Raw genomic sequence first — 15,872 nt, 5'->3', positions numbered from 1 at the left:
AAGGTGATATGTATGGAAGCAAGATCAACATCTATTAGTCGAGAAATATTTATAGAGGCCAGCATAGGAACTGTTTGGTCTGCCCTAACAAAGACTGAAGAAAGAAATCGATGGGAGACACGCTCCTGCACCCTAGAATTAAAGGTTGGAGGGCGAGCTACCTTTGATTATGGTTGGGGAGTCACCTCCGAAGGAGTAATCACCGAGCTTGTCCCATACGAGAAAATGACCATTCAGTATGAACAAGATAATCTAACAATCTGGACTTTATCTGCTGAGGAAAACGGAACACGAGTCACTGTAACCTATATAGGATTATGGTTAGGAGACGAAGGTCACATGATGATGGAGAATATGGCTTTAGGCACAAAACTACTATTACTAAATTTTAAAAGCGTTCTTGAAGATAATAAGGACTTACGTAAAGCTTTTTGGAAGAACTGGCTAGCTATTAGCTCAACCTCGATCCGCCCTGATCACCATGAAAAATATAAGGTTAAGCGTGGAGTCCTAGTGTTAAAAGTAAAAGAAGGGACAGAGGTCTCCAAACAGCTTTATGCTCAGGATATCATTGTTAAAGCTAACGGAAAGGATATTCATACATATGAAGACCTTGAGCTTCTCCTGACTGAGATAGCACCACAAGGAATGCTCTCATTAACTGTAGTAAGGAATGGAATTGAGAAAGATATAAAGGTACATGTTCTTCCTTATCCTGTTCCCCATTCTGCCTAATTACTCGTATTTAAATCCTATATTAAATCCCTAAAGTAACATAGAGCTCCTATTTAAATATGACAGAGGTTGTCATAAATCAGGTGTACAATGACAAGTGTAGTTCATACTAAGTTGAAGAAAGACTCTATGTGATGGAGGGAAGAAAATGAATTCAAACACTGGGAAAAAGGTAGCACTAGTTGCAGGGGGGACACGAGGAGCAGGTCGTGGAATTGCTATAGAACTAGGTGCAGCAGGATTTATAGTCTATGTGACCGGTAGAACAACGCGGGGGCAAAAATCTGAATACAATCGACCTGAAACAATTGAAGAAACGGCAGAGCAAGTTACAGAAGCTGGGGGTCAAGGAATTGCTGTTCAGGTTGATCACCTAGTTCCTGAGCAGGTAAAAAAGCTTGTTGAGAAAATTGAAAATGAGCAAGGTCGGCTAGATGTGCTCGTTAACGATATCTGGGGAGCGGAATACTTAGCTGAATGGAACATACCTATCTGGGAGCATTCCTTAGACACTGGTTTTCGAATGCTAAGATTGGCTATCGATACTCATATTATTACTAGTCACTATGCATTGCCATTATTAATGAAAAATAAAGGTGGGCTAGTCGTAGAAATGACAGACGGTACATCCGAATATAACGCTAAAAACTATCGCCTATCTGTGTTTTATGATTTAGCAAAAACCTCCGTTACTCGTTTGGCTTGGTCACAGGCACAAGAGCTTAAAGATTACGGTTGTACAGCAGTGGCTTTAACTCCGGGCTGGATGAGATCAGAAATTATGCTTGAGGAATTCGGTGTTAAAGAAGATAATTGGAGAGATGCTACCGTTAAAGAGCCACATTTCATTATTTCAGAAACCCCTCGTTTTGTTGGACGTGCTGTTGCTGCACTAGCTACTGATCCCGATGTGGAAAAATGGAATGCCCAATCCCTTTCAAGCGGACAATTAGGTAAGCATTATCAATTTTACGACCTTGATGGATCTCAGCCAGATTGCTGGAGGTATATTACAGAGGTGCAGGACGCAGGTAAACCAGCAGACGCTACGGGATATCGATAATCTGATTTTAAAACACCACACACTTTTTAAGTGTGTGGTGAAACATGATCAAATAATTGCTATAATGCACGACAAAATCTTGCGCTGCTTCCACCCAAGGTGATATTTTATGCTGTTCCAACCGCTTTTTTCTTTAAATCCTCTACAGATGAATCCATACCTTTTTCTTTCCACAATAAAAACGATATGAATAATACGCCAAGCATTGTAATAAAATGCTGCCAGCTATCCTTTAACTCACCACCATATTGTGTAAGCACCAAGATCCCGTCAATAAATGGAATGATAGCCGATACAAGAGAAAATGCTATTAATACCTTTTTTATTCTCATAAATACAAGAACAATAATACTTATCCCTAATACTAAATCTCGTGCTGCCTTCGCTCTTACATATCCACTATCTAGAGGACTCACGATTTCTAAGCCAAATGCTCTGGAAGCAGCTAATGGTTGAATAAAACCATTAATACCCAGCGCTATTAAGCCAAATGCACACACCATAATGAGCCAAAAGGATAACGATTTTGGTCCCCATTTCTTTCTTTTATTCTCAACTTTCTCCTTCATTAACTTTCACTCTCTCTTCCACTTTTAGTCATATTTAAAACAGCTTTTAAAGCAAGCTCCTCTGCTTGCTCTCTTGTGCCATATAATCTACCAGACATAAATAAGGACGATATGCCATGCAACGTTCCCCATGAAGCGTAAACATAATGATCAACTTCTTCGTCCGTACAATGCGGCAAAAAAGAGGAGAGCACATTCTTGCTGATCTCACCTATACGCATCCCTTCCTGCCAGGTTTGTTCAACTCCAAACGGGACTCCGTCCATTCCAAACATGATCCGATAATAAGCTCCATGATCCCATGCGAAAGCACAGTACGCTCTTGTTAAAGCAATCGCTTTTTCCTCAGGATCTGAATAAGCACCTACTGCCTCTTCAAGCTTTGTAGCCAGCAATGTAAATCCTTTACGTAGTAACTCAAGCACAATGTGATCCTTGTTCTCAAAAAGCTCATACACCTTGGTCGTACTGTATTCAATTTTATGCGCAATCCCCCTAATACTTACAGCAGCCCATCCCTCCGACTGAGCAATATGTAAGGCAGCATTGAGAATTTCCTCTCTTAATCGGATTTGTTCTCTTTCAAATCTACTCTTCATAAATTCACTCCTTTTATTAATCGTCTTACTTAACTGCTTTTTTAGAAGAAGACAGAACTACATTAATATATATAAATCAATTAAATAACGATGTTTTTTTATATAATATAGTTATATAATAAAACAGCGTTATTAGTTTGTAAAGAAAAAGAATCCAATTTTTCGGTTAATCGGATTCCATGACTAAAATACTGGAATGAATTTCCTTTTTAGCGAACAAACAAAATTCATATTATAATCATCCTCGGGGTTAGTTGAAAGCGTTCATTACAATAATAGTTCCATGGCTATACGTTCTTATATTCAATATTTAATTTCTCAAGAATGTCCTTTTCAGTAAGAGCATTTAACTGGTTTAGAAATTCGATCTGAAAGCTCCCCGGCAGTGATTGCTTTGCGCCGGCAAGCTCAGCAGCTATACCGTAACTAGCTACAGCAGAAACAGAAGCAAAAACCAGGTCTTCTTCAATTGCACAAAAGGCACCAACCACTGAGCTCAACAGACAGCCAGATCCTGTTACCTTAGTAGAAAGCACATGACCGTTCCCTGTAACAATACTCTCATTCCCATTTGAAACAACATCATCTTTGCCAGTTATTACTACGGTACATCCTAGCTGTTTCGCGGCTGCATGACATAGGGCTACAGTATCCCCTGCTACTTCTCCTGCATCAACACCTTTAATTTCCCACTCTTCTCCCATTACATTAGCCACCTCAGCCGCATTCCCTCTTAAAACAGAAACCTGGACCTCACGCAGTATTTTTCTTGCAGTTTCCGTACGATATAAGGTAGCCCCTGCCCCTACTGGATCTAGTATAACAGGAACACCATGTTTGTTAGCCGATTTTCCTGCAAGGAGCATCGCCTCTACTTGAGCCTCCGTTAATGTTCCAATGTTTAACACCACAGCACCAGCGATCTTTGCCATATCTTCTACTTCTTCATGTGCTACCGCCATAACTGGTGAAGCCCCTAGAGCCAACAGACCATTTGCCGTATAATTAGTCACGACGTCATTCGTTATGTTATGGACTAATGGATTCTTTTCTCTAACCTTTCTTAACAGTGTGGATACTTCTTCTCCATTCCAATTCATTACTCATCATCCTTTTCTTCAGCATTAACATGATATTACTATCACTCTTTTATATCTTCTTTTCTTCTTTTCTTCTATTGCTTCTCTCCCTTTTTTCTTTGCATCCATAATCTAATTATCCAAAATTACATATCTTATCTAAATTATTTATACCCTATCCTAGCATAGATTATCGAAAATAACTGTGATACCAATCATAGGTCTTTTGACTGTGCCTTCCTGTGCTTTCAATGAGAAAAATCCCTCTAACTTAATCGTTAAAGGGATTCCAAGCTTTTAGCTTATTCATTTCTTCTTCAGAAAACTGTCCTAAATCATCTGCAATCGAAACTAACGTTTGATAGTTAGTTAACGTATGATACGGTACTTCGGCTCCAGCTAATTTTTCATCAGCCTGCTTAAATCCATAAGTAAAGATTGCTACAATTCCTAGTACATTTGCTCCGGCTTCACGTAGGGCTTCAACAGCAGCCACAGAGCTTTTTCCAGTGGAAATTAAGTCTTCAATGACGACAACTCTTTCACCTTGTTCAAGCTTTCCTTCGATTAGATTCTTCTTACCATGTCCTTTAGCACTTGATCGTACGTAGGTCATAGGTAGGTTCATCCGATCTGCAACCCAAGCTGCATGTGGAATACCAGCTGTTGCTGTTCCTGATACACTTTGTACATCTTTAAAGTTCTTTTCGATGATTTGAGCTAAACCCTGGGCAATCTCCTGGCGCACATGAGGATATGACATCGTTAAACGATTGTCGCAATAGATAGGTGATTCAATTCCAGATGTCCAGATAAACGGCTCATTTGGACGCAAGGCAACGGCTCCAATTTGCAATAAATGCTTTACCACTGATTCTTGTAATCTACTCATTCCTCTTCCTCCTGATAACCTATCTTTTTTATTTTATTCCATTTTCAATTATTCTCTCTTCTCATTCATGGTCTAGTTCAATTTAATTCCAAATTCTCAATGATTATCATTTTTGTCATCTAGTCATCTAGCCCAACCCTGATTCTAATTCTTTCATAATTCTCTGGTACATCTCTAAGGGAGCCTCAGCCTGTGTAATCGCTCGTCCTATAACCATATAATCAGTGCCAACCTGCTGGGCTTCTAAATGTGTCATAATTCGTACTTGATCATCCTGACTTTCTTTACTCAATCGTATACCGGGTGTCACTGTAAGAAACTCCATCCCAAGCTTGCTTTTGACAAGTTCTACTTCTCTGGGTGAACATACCACTCCCGACAAACCGCTGTTCTTGGTTAAGGATGCATAATGTAGCACACTGTCCTCAAGCTCCCCTATTATCCTTATCTCTTCATTCATCATTGCTTTACTCGTGCTGGTTAACTGGGTCACACCGATTAAAAGCGGAGTAGCATCAGTTGAGCTAGTAGAGCTAATTGAGCGAGAACTTAGTCCTTTATCAATCCCTTCTAATGCAGCTTCCATCATTCTAGAGCCGCCAGAGCAGTGTACATTAAACATATCTACACCAAGCTGAGTGATGGACTGAGCTGCTCCTTTTACCGTATTTGGAATATCATGCAGCTTTAAATCAAGGAAGACCCGATATCCCTTTTCTTTGATGTCGGTTATAAAGGCTGGACCAGCCGCATAATACAGCTGCATCCCTACTTTTAGCCACGGCTTTACTGTCTTTCTATCCATTCGGCTGATAGAATAGGAGTCCTCTAGATGATTAATGAAGCTCCACGCCAAGTCTGAGTTTTCATAATCTAATGCAATAATAACCTCAGATTTTCTTCCTTTCATCCCTTCCACCCCATTCCTGTTAATTCAGAGATATGCTGTACACCTAGCTTATCTAGCCAGCCCTCTAGCTCTGAAATAATCGTCGGGCATACATACGGATCAACAAAATTTGCCGTTCCAACTCCAACGGCAGACGCACCTGCTAAGAAAAACTCAATGACATCCTCAGCCGTCATGATCCCGCCCATCCCGATAATCGGAATATTTACCTTTTGACTAACCTCGTAAATCATACGAATAGCTACTGGTTTAATAGCAGGACCAGATAATCCTCCAGATTTATTAGCTAGTATAGGTCTTCGTGTTTTTAAATCAATTCTCATTCCTAGCAGCGTATTAATCATACTAAGACCATCTGCACCAGCTTCCTCTACTGCTTGAGCAATCTGAACCACATCCGTTACGTTAGGAGAAAGCTTGACATACAAAGGAAGAGATGAGGCTTGCTTCACCTTTCGTACAAGACTTGCCGCAATAACTGGATCTGTACCAAAGGTAATTCCGCCAAGCTTTACGTTAGGACAAGAAATATTAAGCTCTAACGCTTTAACGTTTGGAGCATGGCTGATCTGTTCCACAACCTGAATATAATCTTCCTCTGTTGTACCGGCAATATTTGCGATAATTGGTACATCATAGCGCTCCAGCCAAGGAAGCTCTTCACTTAATACCTTCTCTAGGCCTGGATTTTGTAATCCTATAGCATTCAACATACCTGCCTTTGTCTCTGCTACCCGAGGAGTAGGGTTTCCGAATCTTGGTTCTACTGTTGTTGCTTTTATCATAATGGCTCCTAGAGCATCTAGCTCGTAGAACTGAGCATATTCCTTCCCAAAGCCAAAGCAGCCTGACGCAGGAATAACTGGGTTCCTAAGTGTCAAGTGATCTCCTAGCTTAACCTCTAAGCGTGAAGTGGCAACTGAATCATTTATGCTCATAGAATAACCTCCCCTACTCGAAACACTGGACCATGCGTACAAATTTTCTTATAGCTCGTATCTGACTCTGGAGTGTGGCATACGCAAGCAAAGCAAGCTCCAATTCCACAACCCATACGCTCTTCCAGTGAAATATAGGCAGCCTCATGCTGCTCAAAGCGTTGAGACAGGGCTCGTAGCATCGGAAGTGGGCCACAAGAATAAAGAGCATTCCATTCCGTTATGTTCCAACGATCAAGGACATCAGTAACTAATCCCTGTTCACCAAACGATCCATCAATCGTTGTGATGTACGTATCTCCAAGCTTAGCGAACTCATCGGCTAGAAAAACAGCTCCAGCATGTGAAAATCCAAGAACGTGTGAAACAATAACTCCCTTACTTTTCAAACGCTTAGATAGGTAGTATAGGGGAGGAACACCAACTCCCCCTCCAACTAAAACGACATGTTCACCTGCTTTTCTCTCCTCAATAGGAAAGCCTTGTCCTAGTGGACCTAAAACATCCACCTGCTCACCAACAGCCTGTTTTGAGAAAGCCACAGTACCCGCTCCCTCAGCACGATATATAATCGTCAGCTGCTGCTTCTCATGATCCACATCACAAATACTAATGGGTCGCCGTAGCAAGTGATCAAAGCCCTGTCCTACACGTAAGTGGACAAACTGGCCAGGCTGATCTAGCTCATTAACAAGCTCACCCTCTAACTTCATCGTAAAGATATGTTCAGCAATTTCTCTATTTTCTACAATGGATAGTAAGCCTTTCTTCTTAAACACGTCCCCACCTCATTTCAATGACAAGCTACTTTTCTTTTCAAAAACTGGCATTGGAGCTGATGAAAATGTGATCGTTTCAAGGACTTTAATCATTGCTTTTGCCGTATCCAAGGAAGTAAAGACAACCACACCATTTTCTACCGCTTCACGCCTAATTCTAAATCCGTCACGAGCTGGCTGCTTGCCTTTCGTTAACGTGTTAATAATAAAGCTCACCTGTCCTGTACGTACCTGATCTAATAAATTTGGAGTTCCTTCAGAAAGTTTTTTCACCTTCGTTACCGGTATTTTAACCTCTTCAAGCCTTGAAGCTGTGCCTGAGGTAGCCACTATATTAAAGCCTAGCTGATGAAATCTTTGGATAACCTCAGTTGCTTCCTCTTTGTCCTTATCTGCCACAGTAACTAAAACAGATCCATGGGTTGGAATGTTCATTCCTGCGGCAATCAGGCCTTTATATAAAGCCTTTTCCAGCTTCACATCTCTCCCCATTACCTCTCCTGTTGATTTCATCTCAGGTCCTAGAGTAATATCTACTCTTCTCAGCTTAGCGAAGGAGAAAACAGGCACCTTTACAGAAACTACGTCTGCTTCTGGGTGATACCCACCTTGATATCCTAATTCCTGTAGAGATTGACCAAGAATCACTTTTGTAGCTAAATTAGCCATAGGTATACCTGTAATTTTACTTAAGAAAGGAACGGTACGCGAAGAACGTGGATTCACTTCAAGTACATACACCTGCTCCTTGTAAATCACAAACTGAATGTTAAGCAGGCCTTTGATTTCTAAGCCTTTGGCTAACTCTGTTGTCATCTCGATGATTTTCTCTTTAATTTCTGGGCTTATCGTTTGCGGTGGATAGACAGCAATTGAATCTCCGGAGTGTACACCAGCTCGTTCAATATGCTCCATTATCCCTGGAATAAGAACCTCATTCCCGTCACAAATCGCATCTACTTCAACCTCTTTACCTAGCAGATAACGATCTATTAGCACTGGATGCTGAGGGTTTACTCGTACAGCATTCTCCATGTATCCGAGCAGCTCTTCTTGGTTATACACAATTTCCATTGCTCTCCCACCCAATACATAAGAAGGTCGAACAAGTACAGGAAATCCTAAACCTTCAGCTGCCGTTACCGCTCCATCAACAGACGTAACTGTCTTACCAGGAGGCTGGGCAATTTGTAGCTGCCCTAATAGCTTTTCAAACTTCTCTCTATCCTCTGCAGCATCAATATGGGCTACATCCGTTCCAATAATCGGGACACCCGCTTTTTCAAGAGCAGCTGTAAGATTGATCGCTGTTTGACCACCAAATTGAACAATGACACCTTCAGGTTTTTCTTGTTCGATAATGTGTAGTACATCCTCAGCAAATAAAGGCTCAAAGTATAGTCGATCTGACGTATTGAAATCGGTCGATACGGTCTCTGGATTGTTATTGATAATAATCGCTTCGTAGCCAGCTTCTTTGATCGCCCATACGGCATGGACGGTTGCATAATCGAACTCAATCCCTTGACCGATTCGGATCGGGCCAGAGCCTAACACAATGATTTTCTTTTTCGAGGAAGGAAGCACCTCGTTTTCTTGCTCATATGTTGAATAATAGTACGGTGTTGTTGACTCAAACTCAGCTGCACACGTATCTACCATTTTATAAACAGGCTCAATTCCTGCTACCTTACGAAACGCTCTAACCTCATCCTCTGTCGTGCTCCACAGCTCAGCAATTTTTACATCCGTAAAGCCTAGACGCTTCGCTTCGTTTAACAGTTCAACATCAAAGGCTTTGCCTTCTAGCTCCTGTTCAAACTGAATCATCATTTGTAGCTTATGCAGGAAAAACAAATCAATCTTCGTCCACTTCCATACTTCCTCGATGGAATAACCACGGCGTAGAGCCTCGGCTACAGCAAAGATTCTCTCATCATCCGCATTGGTGCATTTACTTTGAAGCTTTTCGTCGTCCAAGCCACGGAGCTCAGGAAGCTCAATATGATATACACCTGTTTCTAAAGAGCGGATCGCCTTGAGTAAGGACTCCTCGAAATTACGACCGATCGCCATCACTTCTCCAGTTGCCTTCATCTGAGTACCTAGCTTACGATTCGCGGATTGGAACTTATCGAAGGGCCAGCGAGGTATTTTCGTTACAATGTAGTCTAAAGCTGGCTCGAAGCTTGCATACGTGCGCTGTGTTACTGGATTAATCATTTCATCTAAGCGATACCCAACAGCAATTTTAGCCGCCATTTTCGCAATCGGATATCCTGTTGCTTTTGAAGCCAGAGCAGAAGAACGACTTACACGTGGATTCACTTCGATGACATAATATTGAAAGCTGTCCGGGTCGAGAGCGTATTGGACATTACAGCCCCCTTCTATTTTTAGTGCACGAATAATTCTAAGAGCAGATGAGCGTAGCATTTGGTATTCTCGATCAGAAAGGGTCTGACTCGGCGCTACAACAATACTGTCACCAGTATGAACTCCAACCGGATCTATATTTTCCATGTTACAAACAACAATACAGGAATCGTTAGCGTCACGCATTACCTCATATTCAATCTCTTTGTAGCCAGCAATGCTTTTTTCAATCAAACACTGTGTAACAGGTGAATACTTCAAACCACTCGCTACGATTTCCCTTAGGCTTTCCTCATCCTTAACAATCCCTCCGCCTGTACCTCCAAGCGTATAGGCAGGTCGAATGATCACCGGGTAACCAATTTTATCTACAAAGGCAAGGGCTTCTTCAATCGAATGAATAATATCACTAGTTGGAACAGGTTCACCTAGCTCCTTCATCAGCTCTCTGAAGAGGTCTCTGTCCTCAGCTTTTTTAATCGCAGAAAGCTCTGTCCCTAGTAGCTGAACATTTTCTTCCTCTAGAATACCCGCCTCGGCAAGCTCTACAGCCATGTTTAAGCCTGTTTGTCCCCCTAGAGTCGGAAGGATACCATCTGGCTTCTCTTGACGGATAATTCTAGTTACAAACTCTAATGTAATTGGTTCAATATAAACCTTATCAGCCATATTCGTATCGGTCATAATCGTTGCTGGGTTGGAGTTAATCAGAATAACCTCATAGCCCTCTTCTTTTAAGGCCTGACACGCTTGTGTTCCCGCATAATCGAACTCGGCGGCCTGTCCAATTACAATCGGTCCTGAGCCAATAACGAGAATCTTCTTGAGTTGAGTTGATTTAGGCATACTGATTAGCTCCCTTCTTTTGTTCAGTGATATGAAGCTTGTGTTGATCCATTAGGTTTATAAAACGATCAAATAATTCATTACTGTCGTAAGGTCCTGGTGTTGCCTCCGGATGAAACTGTACAGAAAAGGCTGGATGATCTAAATGCTTAAGACCCTCGACTGTTTTATCATTAACAGCCGTATGAGTTACCTTCAAACGAGTACCAGAAAGAGCTTGTTCATTCACAGCGTAGCCGTGATTTTGTGATGTCATCATCGTCAGATCAGCTTCAATATCTAAAACAGGATGATTTGCCCCCCGGTGACCAAACTTCATTTTGACCGTATCTCCTCCACAAGCTAAAGCAAACAACTGATGACCTAAGCAAATACCGAACAATGGAATCTTTCCAAGGACACCGTTAATCATCGCTAAAGCCTCTGGGACATCCTTTGGATCTCCAGGACCGTTTGAGAGAAGAATACCATCAGGATTTAGCTTAATAATTTCCTCTGCTGTTGTATCATATGGCACGACACGAACATCACAGTGGCGATTTGTTAACTCACGTAAAATTCCAGCTTTACAGCCATAATCCACTAGCACGACTCGGTGCTTTTGTCCTGGACAATGGAACGCATTTTTGGTTGAAACACGAGATACCTGATCCTTTAGATCCTTGGTCACTTTTAATTCCTCTAAAAGCTCCAAAAGCTCAACATCTGATTTCTGTCCAGAGACGATCATTCCCTTCATGGTCCCCTGCTCTCTAATTTTTTTCGTAAGCATACGTGTATCTATATTAGAGATTCCAGGGATGCCATGTCCCTTGAGCCATTGATCTATGCTTCCTTCTGAACGCCAATTGCTAGGATAATCACTATGTTCTCTAACAATGAAGCCAAATGCGTGCGGAATAATGGCTTCATAATCATCCATATTTACACCGTAGTTTCCGATCAAAGGATATGTCATGGTAATAAGCTGTCCACAGTAGGATGGGTCAGTTAAAACCTCTTGATATCCTGTCATTCCGGTGTTAAAAACAACCTCACCTATAGCAGTTTGATCCGAACCAAAGCTTTTCCCTTGAAAAATTGTACCGTCATCGAGGATAAGATATGCCTTTTCTGCCTTGTTCATCTGTGCCACTCCCTTATTTTTCATTCCCTGCACTGAAGCCCTGCTCTTCAGACCAAACTAACTCACCAGCTACAATCGTTTGTACTGGCCAACCTGAGGTTCTCCATCCAGCAAACGGTGTATTTTTTCCTTTTGAAGCAAACTGATTAGGATCAATATCTTGTACTTTATGGAGGTCTACAATTGTAATATCTGCTGGTCCTCCTTCAGTTAAACGTCCCTTATCTAACCCAAAGCGGTCAGCAGGAATAACCGTCATCCAATCCACCAGCTGCTTCAACGTGAAGATTCCCTTTTGCACAAAGTGCGTATACAACAACGGGAACGCCGTCTCAAGACCTACAATCCCAAACGGTGCAAGCTCCATGCTTTTAGCCTTTTCCTCCTCTGTATGTGGGGCATGATCTGTGGCGATAAAATCAATTGTCCCGTCAAGCAAGCCCTCTAACAGTGCCTCACGATCGGCTGCCCCTCTTAATGGTGGATTCATTTTGAAGTTTGTGTTTAAACCAGGGATATCATCCTCACATAAGAGAAGATGGTGTGGACTAACCTCTGCGGTTACCTTGATCCCGTTCTTTTTGCCTTCCCTTACCAAACGAACGGATTCCTTCGTACTAATGTGACAGACATGATAGTGTACACCCGTTTGCTCAGCTAGCAGAATATCTCTCCCTATATGAATCGCTTCACACTCTGAAGGAATACCGCGAAGGTTATATTTCTCTGAAAATGATCCTTCATGCACACAGCCACCTTGAATGAGCGTATCGTCCTCACAGTGAGCAACCACTGGAAGTCCAAGCTCCTGAGCCTTTATCATAGCTTGCTTCATCATCCAGCTAGATTGAACGCCTACTCCATCATCAGAGACCGCCAGAACGCCTTCATGCTGCATGCTTTCAAAATCATTCAGCTCTTCTCCAAGCTGTCTTTTTGTAATCGCTCCAATTGGAAGCACATGTGCGTAACCACTTTTTTTTGTTTGCTCATGAATATAGCGAATTTGCTCAGGTGTGTCTAATACTGGCTTCGTATTTGGCATACACGCTATCGTAGTAAAGCCACCTTTTACAGCCGCCATTGAACCCGTTTCAATCGTTTCCTTCGCTTCAAAGCCTGGCTCCCTTAGATGAACATGTAAATCTACAAAGCCTGGGAAAATCCACTTCCCTTCACATTCTACGGTCTCATGTCCCTCAGCCTGAAGGTTTTTACCTAGCTTCTTAATCCGTCCATTTTCAATAAGAATATCTCTAGTCACCTGATTGCCTACATGATCATACATCGTTCCGTTTTTAAGTAGCATGTTTATTCATCTCCCTATAACGTAGTAAATATCATTTCCTATCCTATTAGTTAGCCATCTTGATTTTACTATTTGTTCCCTGTTCATCTACCGTACTACAAAGCACTCTTTCCATCACAGCCATTCTTATAGCAACACCATTAGTTACTTGCTTAAAAATTCTAGACTTTGGACTTTCAATCAAGCTAGAAGCAATTTCTACATCTCGATTAAAAGGAGCAGGATGCATAATGATGGCTTCCTTTTTCATAAATTTTGAGCGTTGCTCCGTTAGACCATATTTCTGGTGATACTCAGTCTGAGAGATCCCTACAGCCTGCTCCCTATGTCTTTCAAGCTGTATACGTAGCATCATCACAACGTCAGCTTCAACGATAGCGTCATCCATCGGCAGCCATGTGCAGCCACCTAAAATTTCCTGATCCACTGGTTTATATTCCTCTGGACCTGATAAAATCAAACTGGCTCCAAGCTTAGTCAAGCCATAATAATTTGATCGCAGTACTCGGCTATGCTGTAAATCCCCAATTATCGCTACCTTAAGACCTTGTAATGAGCCAAATTCCTGCTTCATTGTTAGCATGTCAAGAAGGGCTTGGGTGGGGTGCTCCTCATTTCCTATCCCTGCATTAACAAGGTTCAAGTTAAGCCCACTCTCAAGCTGCTTAAGAATTCCATTTTGACTATGTCGTATGACCGCCGCTTTAACGCCCATAGACTCAAGAGTTTTTAATGTATCGTATAAGGACTCTCCTTTTTGTGCACTCGATACAGATTCTTGGAAGTTCAAGACATTCAGACCTAAGCGCTTCTGAGCAACCTCAAAGGAAAAGCGTGTTCTTGTACTGTTCTCAAAAAACAAATTAGTTACAAACGTTCCTTTGTGGACAACTACATTCAAGTGACTCTCTTGATCTGAATGCGTAAACTGCTCTGCTCTTTTTAATATGGATAGAAGATCCTCTGCCCCTAAGTCCTTTAAACCTAACAAGTGTTTGTTCATGTTCTGTCTCCTTCCCACTCAATCTGGTTATGTCTTTCTATTAAAACAGCCTGTTAGAAAAACTTGGCTTATCGCCAAGTCCTGGCGAAAGCCTTAGTTTTTCTTATACTATCTACCTCTGAACATATAAATTCTGATAGGTACAAAAAAAGCATCTTACTTTTGAGTAGTAAGATGCTTAACAAGTTACACGGTATGAGAAACAAGAATACAGGCTGATAGCTGCACTCTATAGATTTCCGTGTAAAGCACCTTACCAGTCTCTCAGGACTGTCTGTTAAAGGTGAATCAATGTATGAAGTTTATTCATCTGTGAACATCTCTTTAGTTCCATAAGCCGATTCTTTACCTGGCAGAACTAAATTTAAGAACATACCCACGATTGTAGCTAGTGCCATACCAGCAACCTGAAAATTTTCACCTACTTGGATAAGGGCCCCACCAATTCCGATAACCAAAATAACCGAAGATATCACTAGGTTACGTTTATCGCCGAAGTGAACCTGACTTTCAATAAGCATTCTTAACCCGGCTGAAGCGATAACACCAAATAACAGGATAGCAACTCCACCCATTACACTTGTAGGAATTGAGCCAATAAATTCACTGACCATTGGACTAAAACCAAACAAAATAGCTAGACAAGCTGCACCACCGACAACAAAAACACTAAAGATTCTTGTGATCGTTAAAACACCAATATTCTCACCGTATGTTGTATTAGGCGGTCCACCAACAAATGATGCTATAATGGTCGCTACACCATCCCCAAGGATAGAGCGATGTAAGCCTGGCTTTTTCAGCAGGTTACGATTCATGACCTTACTTAGCACCATTTGGTCTCCAATATGCTCAGCAAGAGTTACAAACGCAACAGGTGCAATAATGAAGGCAGCGAGCCACGATATTTGCGGTGTGTATGTTAGAAATGGAATGTACACTTGGTCGGGCATCCCAAAGAGGGAAGCATTTTGAAGCCCTGAAAAATCTATGATTCCAATGAAAGCTGAGTAAACGTATCCTCCAACAACACCAATTAGAATAGGTATTAGGCCGAAAAAGCCTTTGAAGAATATTGTTGCGATTATCGTAATGGCCAATGTTACAAGAGCAGCTGAAAATAAAGTTAAATCATATTCACCAGTTGCTGGATCATTCATAGCCATACCAATTGCTGTACTAGCTAATCCTAGACCAATGACGATAATAACTGGTCCTACTACGATAGGTGGCAACAATTTCCGAAGCCAGCCTACCCCAAATGACTTAACTAGAAGAGCTACTATTCCGTATACCAAACCTGCTACAAAGCTTCCAAACATTACAGCTTCAGGTCCGTCTACAAGCATAACTGTTTGTATGGGAGCAATAAAAGCGAAAGAGGAGCCTAGGTAGCCTGGGATTTGTCCTTTTGTAATTAATAAGTAAGCAATTGTCCCTAAACCACTAGACATTAAGGCAACTGATGGGTCTAAGCCCACTAATATAGGAACTAATATCGTCGCCCCAAACATAGCGAACAAATGCTGTAAGCTTAATATCAGCCAACTCTGTGGCTTGGGAATATCTTTAACGTCTAAAACTACCTTTTCCTGCTGATCCATATCCAATAACTTCCTCTCCTGCTCTAATCTCTTTAAGAATAAGC

The 15,872-nt window shown here is 41.6% G+C and carries 14 protein-coding genes; 2 read left to right on the top strand and 12 right to left on the bottom strand.

The genetic code is table 11. The features are described 5' to 3' along the window. The first annotated feature begins 12 nt into the window (after positions 1-12). Both J2S11_RS07235 and J2S11_RS07230 read left to right on the top strand, forming a co-directional pair. Positions 13-735, top strand: coding sequence for an SRPBCC domain-containing protein (locus tag J2S11_RS07235; protein ID WP_307392818.1), 723 nt, complete (start codon positions 13-15; stop codon positions 733-735). 148 nt (positions 736-883) lie between these two features. Then, positions 884-1,798, top strand: a complete 915-nt coding sequence (locus J2S11_RS07230; protein ID WP_307392817.1) for an SDR family oxidoreductase — start codon at positions 884-886, stop codon at positions 1,796-1,798. A gap of 107 nt (positions 1,799-1,905) precedes the next feature. Here the strand turns inward: J2S11_RS07230 and J2S11_RS07225 are convergent, their stop codons facing one another. The 12 genes from J2S11_RS07225 to J2S11_RS07170 form a co-directional block, all read right to left on the bottom strand. After that, a complete protein-coding gene (locus J2S11_RS07225) occupies positions 1,906-2,367 on the bottom strand; it encodes a DUF4267 domain-containing protein (protein ID WP_307392816.1) in 462 nt (153 codons plus the stop codon). Continuing rightward, a complete protein-coding gene (locus J2S11_RS07220; RefSeq protein WP_307392815.1) occupies positions 2,367-2,966 on the bottom strand; it encodes a TetR/AcrR family transcriptional regulator in 600 nt (199 codons plus the stop codon). The genes J2S11_RS07225 and J2S11_RS07220 overlap by 1 nt, the downstream gene beginning before the upstream one ends. Before the next feature lie 287 nt (positions 2,967-3,253). Beyond that, positions 3,254-4,066: a hydroxyethylthiazole kinase gene (gene thiM / locus J2S11_RS07215; RefSeq protein ID WP_307392814.1), complete on the bottom strand. Its 813-nt coding sequence runs from the start codon at positions 4,064-4,066 to the stop codon at positions 3,254-3,256. Positions 4,067-4,316: 250 nt separating this feature from the next. Continuing rightward, the gene (pyrE, locus tag J2S11_RS07210) at positions 4,317-4,937 is read right to left on the bottom strand and encodes an orotate phosphoribosyltransferase (protein WP_307392812.1); all 621 of its coding nucleotides are present in this window, start codon (positions 4,935-4,937) and stop codon (positions 4,317-4,319) included. A 127-nt stretch (positions 4,938-5,064) separates the two neighbouring features. Further along, entirely contained in the window at positions 5,065-5,847 is a 783-nt protein-coding gene (gene pyrF / locus J2S11_RS07205) for an orotidine-5'-phosphate decarboxylase (protein ID WP_307392809.1), read from the bottom strand. Further along, positions 5,844-6,785, bottom strand: coding sequence for a dihydroorotate dehydrogenase (locus J2S11_RS07200; protein WP_307392807.1), 942 nt, complete (start codon positions 6,783-6,785; stop codon positions 5,844-5,846). The genes pyrF and J2S11_RS07200 overlap by 4 nt, the downstream gene beginning before the upstream one ends. Beyond that, positions 6,782-7,498 (bottom strand): dihydroorotate dehydrogenase electron transfer subunit, encoded by a 717-nt coding sequence (locus J2S11_RS07195; protein WP_370875486.1) that lies wholly within the window; start codon positions 7,496-7,498, stop codon positions 6,782-6,784. Before J2S11_RS07195 ends, J2S11_RS07200 begins: the two co-directional genes overlap by 4 nt. A gap of 75 nt (positions 7,499-7,573) precedes the next feature. Next, positions 7,574-10,786, bottom strand: coding sequence for a carbamoyl-phosphate synthase large subunit (gene carB, locus J2S11_RS07190; protein ID WP_307392803.1), 3,213 nt, complete (start codon positions 10,784-10,786; stop codon positions 7,574-7,576). Beyond that, positions 10,779-11,912 (bottom strand): carbamoyl phosphate synthase small subunit, encoded by a 1,134-nt coding sequence (locus J2S11_RS07185; protein WP_307392801.1) that lies wholly within the window; start codon positions 11,910-11,912, stop codon positions 10,779-10,781. Before J2S11_RS07185 ends, carB begins: the two co-directional genes overlap by 8 nt. A 13-nt stretch (positions 11,913-11,925) precedes the next feature. Next, positions 11,926-13,221, bottom strand: a complete 1,296-nt coding sequence (locus J2S11_RS07180; protein ID WP_370875476.1) for a dihydroorotase — start codon at positions 13,219-13,221, stop codon at positions 11,926-11,928. Positions 13,222-13,267: 46 nt separating this feature from the next. Continuing rightward, positions 13,268-14,224: an aspartate carbamoyltransferase catalytic subunit gene (locus J2S11_RS07175; RefSeq protein ID WP_307392799.1), complete on the bottom strand. Its 957-nt coding sequence runs from the start codon at positions 14,222-14,224 to the stop codon at positions 13,268-13,270. A gap of 302 nt (positions 14,225-14,526) precedes the next feature. Continuing rightward, on the bottom strand, positions 14,527-15,828 hold the full coding sequence (locus J2S11_RS07170; protein WP_307393268.1) for a solute carrier family 23 protein: 1,302 nt from the start codon (positions 15,826-15,828) through the stop codon (positions 14,527-14,529). Positions 15,829-15,872 lie beyond the last annotated feature (44 nt).

The sequence above is a fragment of the Bacillus horti genome, assembly GCF_030813115.1.
GTDB classification, from domain to species: domain Bacteria; phylum Bacillota; class Bacilli; order Caldalkalibacillales; family JCM-10596; genus Bacillus_CH; species Bacillus_CH horti.
The sequence above is the reverse complement of the archived record's forward strand: the minus strand, read 5'-3'. Positions and strand labels throughout refer to the sequence as shown.

Excerpts from the sequence above, each read along its gene's own strand:
- carB (WP_307392803.1), bottom strand. The coding sequence starts at position 10,786 with ATGCCTAAATCAACTCAACTCAAGAAGATTCTCGTTATTGGCTCAGGA.
- J2S11_RS07235 (WP_307392818.1), top strand. The coding sequence starts at position 13 with ATGGAAGCAAGATCAACATCTATTAGTCGAGAAATATTTATAGAGGCC.
- pyrE (WP_307392812.1), bottom strand. The coding sequence starts at position 4,937 with ATGAGTAGATTACAAGAATCAGTGGTAAAGCATTTATTGCAAATTGGA.
- J2S11_RS07175 (WP_307392799.1), bottom strand. The coding sequence starts at position 14,224 with ATGAACAAACACTTGTTAGGTTTAAAGGACTTAGGGGCAGAGGATCTT.
- J2S11_RS07225 (WP_307392816.1), bottom strand. The coding sequence starts at position 2,367 with ATGAAGGAGAAAGTTGAGAATAAAAGAAAGAAATGGGGACCAAAATCG.
- J2S11_RS07170 (WP_307393268.1), bottom strand. The coding sequence starts at position 15,828 with ATGGATCAGCAGGAAAAGGTAGTTTTAGACGTTAAAGATATTCCCAAG.
- J2S11_RS07195 (WP_370875486.1), bottom strand. The coding sequence starts at position 7,498 with ATGAAGTTAGAGGGTGAGCTTGTTAATGAGCTAGATCAGCCTGGCCAG.
- J2S11_RS07185 (WP_307392801.1), bottom strand. The coding sequence starts at position 11,912 with ATGAACAAGGCAGAAAAGGCATATCTTATCCTCGATGACGGTACAATT.
- pyrF (WP_307392809.1), bottom strand. The coding sequence starts at position 5,847 with ATGAAAGGAAGAAAATCTGAGGTTATTATTGCATTAGATTATGAAAAC.
- thiM (WP_307392814.1), bottom strand. The coding sequence starts at position 4,066 with ATGAATTGGAATGGAGAAGAAGTATCCACACTGTTAAGAAAGGTTAGA.
- J2S11_RS07180 (WP_370875476.1), bottom strand. The coding sequence starts at position 13,221 with ATGCTACTTAAAAACGGAACGATGTATGATCATGTAGGCAATCAGGTG.
- J2S11_RS07220 (WP_307392815.1), bottom strand. The coding sequence starts at position 2,966 with ATGAAGAGTAGATTTGAAAGAGAACAAATCCGATTAAGAGAGGAAATT.
- J2S11_RS07200 (WP_307392807.1), bottom strand. The coding sequence starts at position 6,785 with ATGAGCATAAATGATTCAGTTGCCACTTCACGCTTAGAGGTTAAGCTA.
- J2S11_RS07230 (WP_307392817.1), top strand. The coding sequence starts at position 884 with ATGAATTCAAACACTGGGAAAAAGGTAGCACTAGTTGCAGGGGGGACA.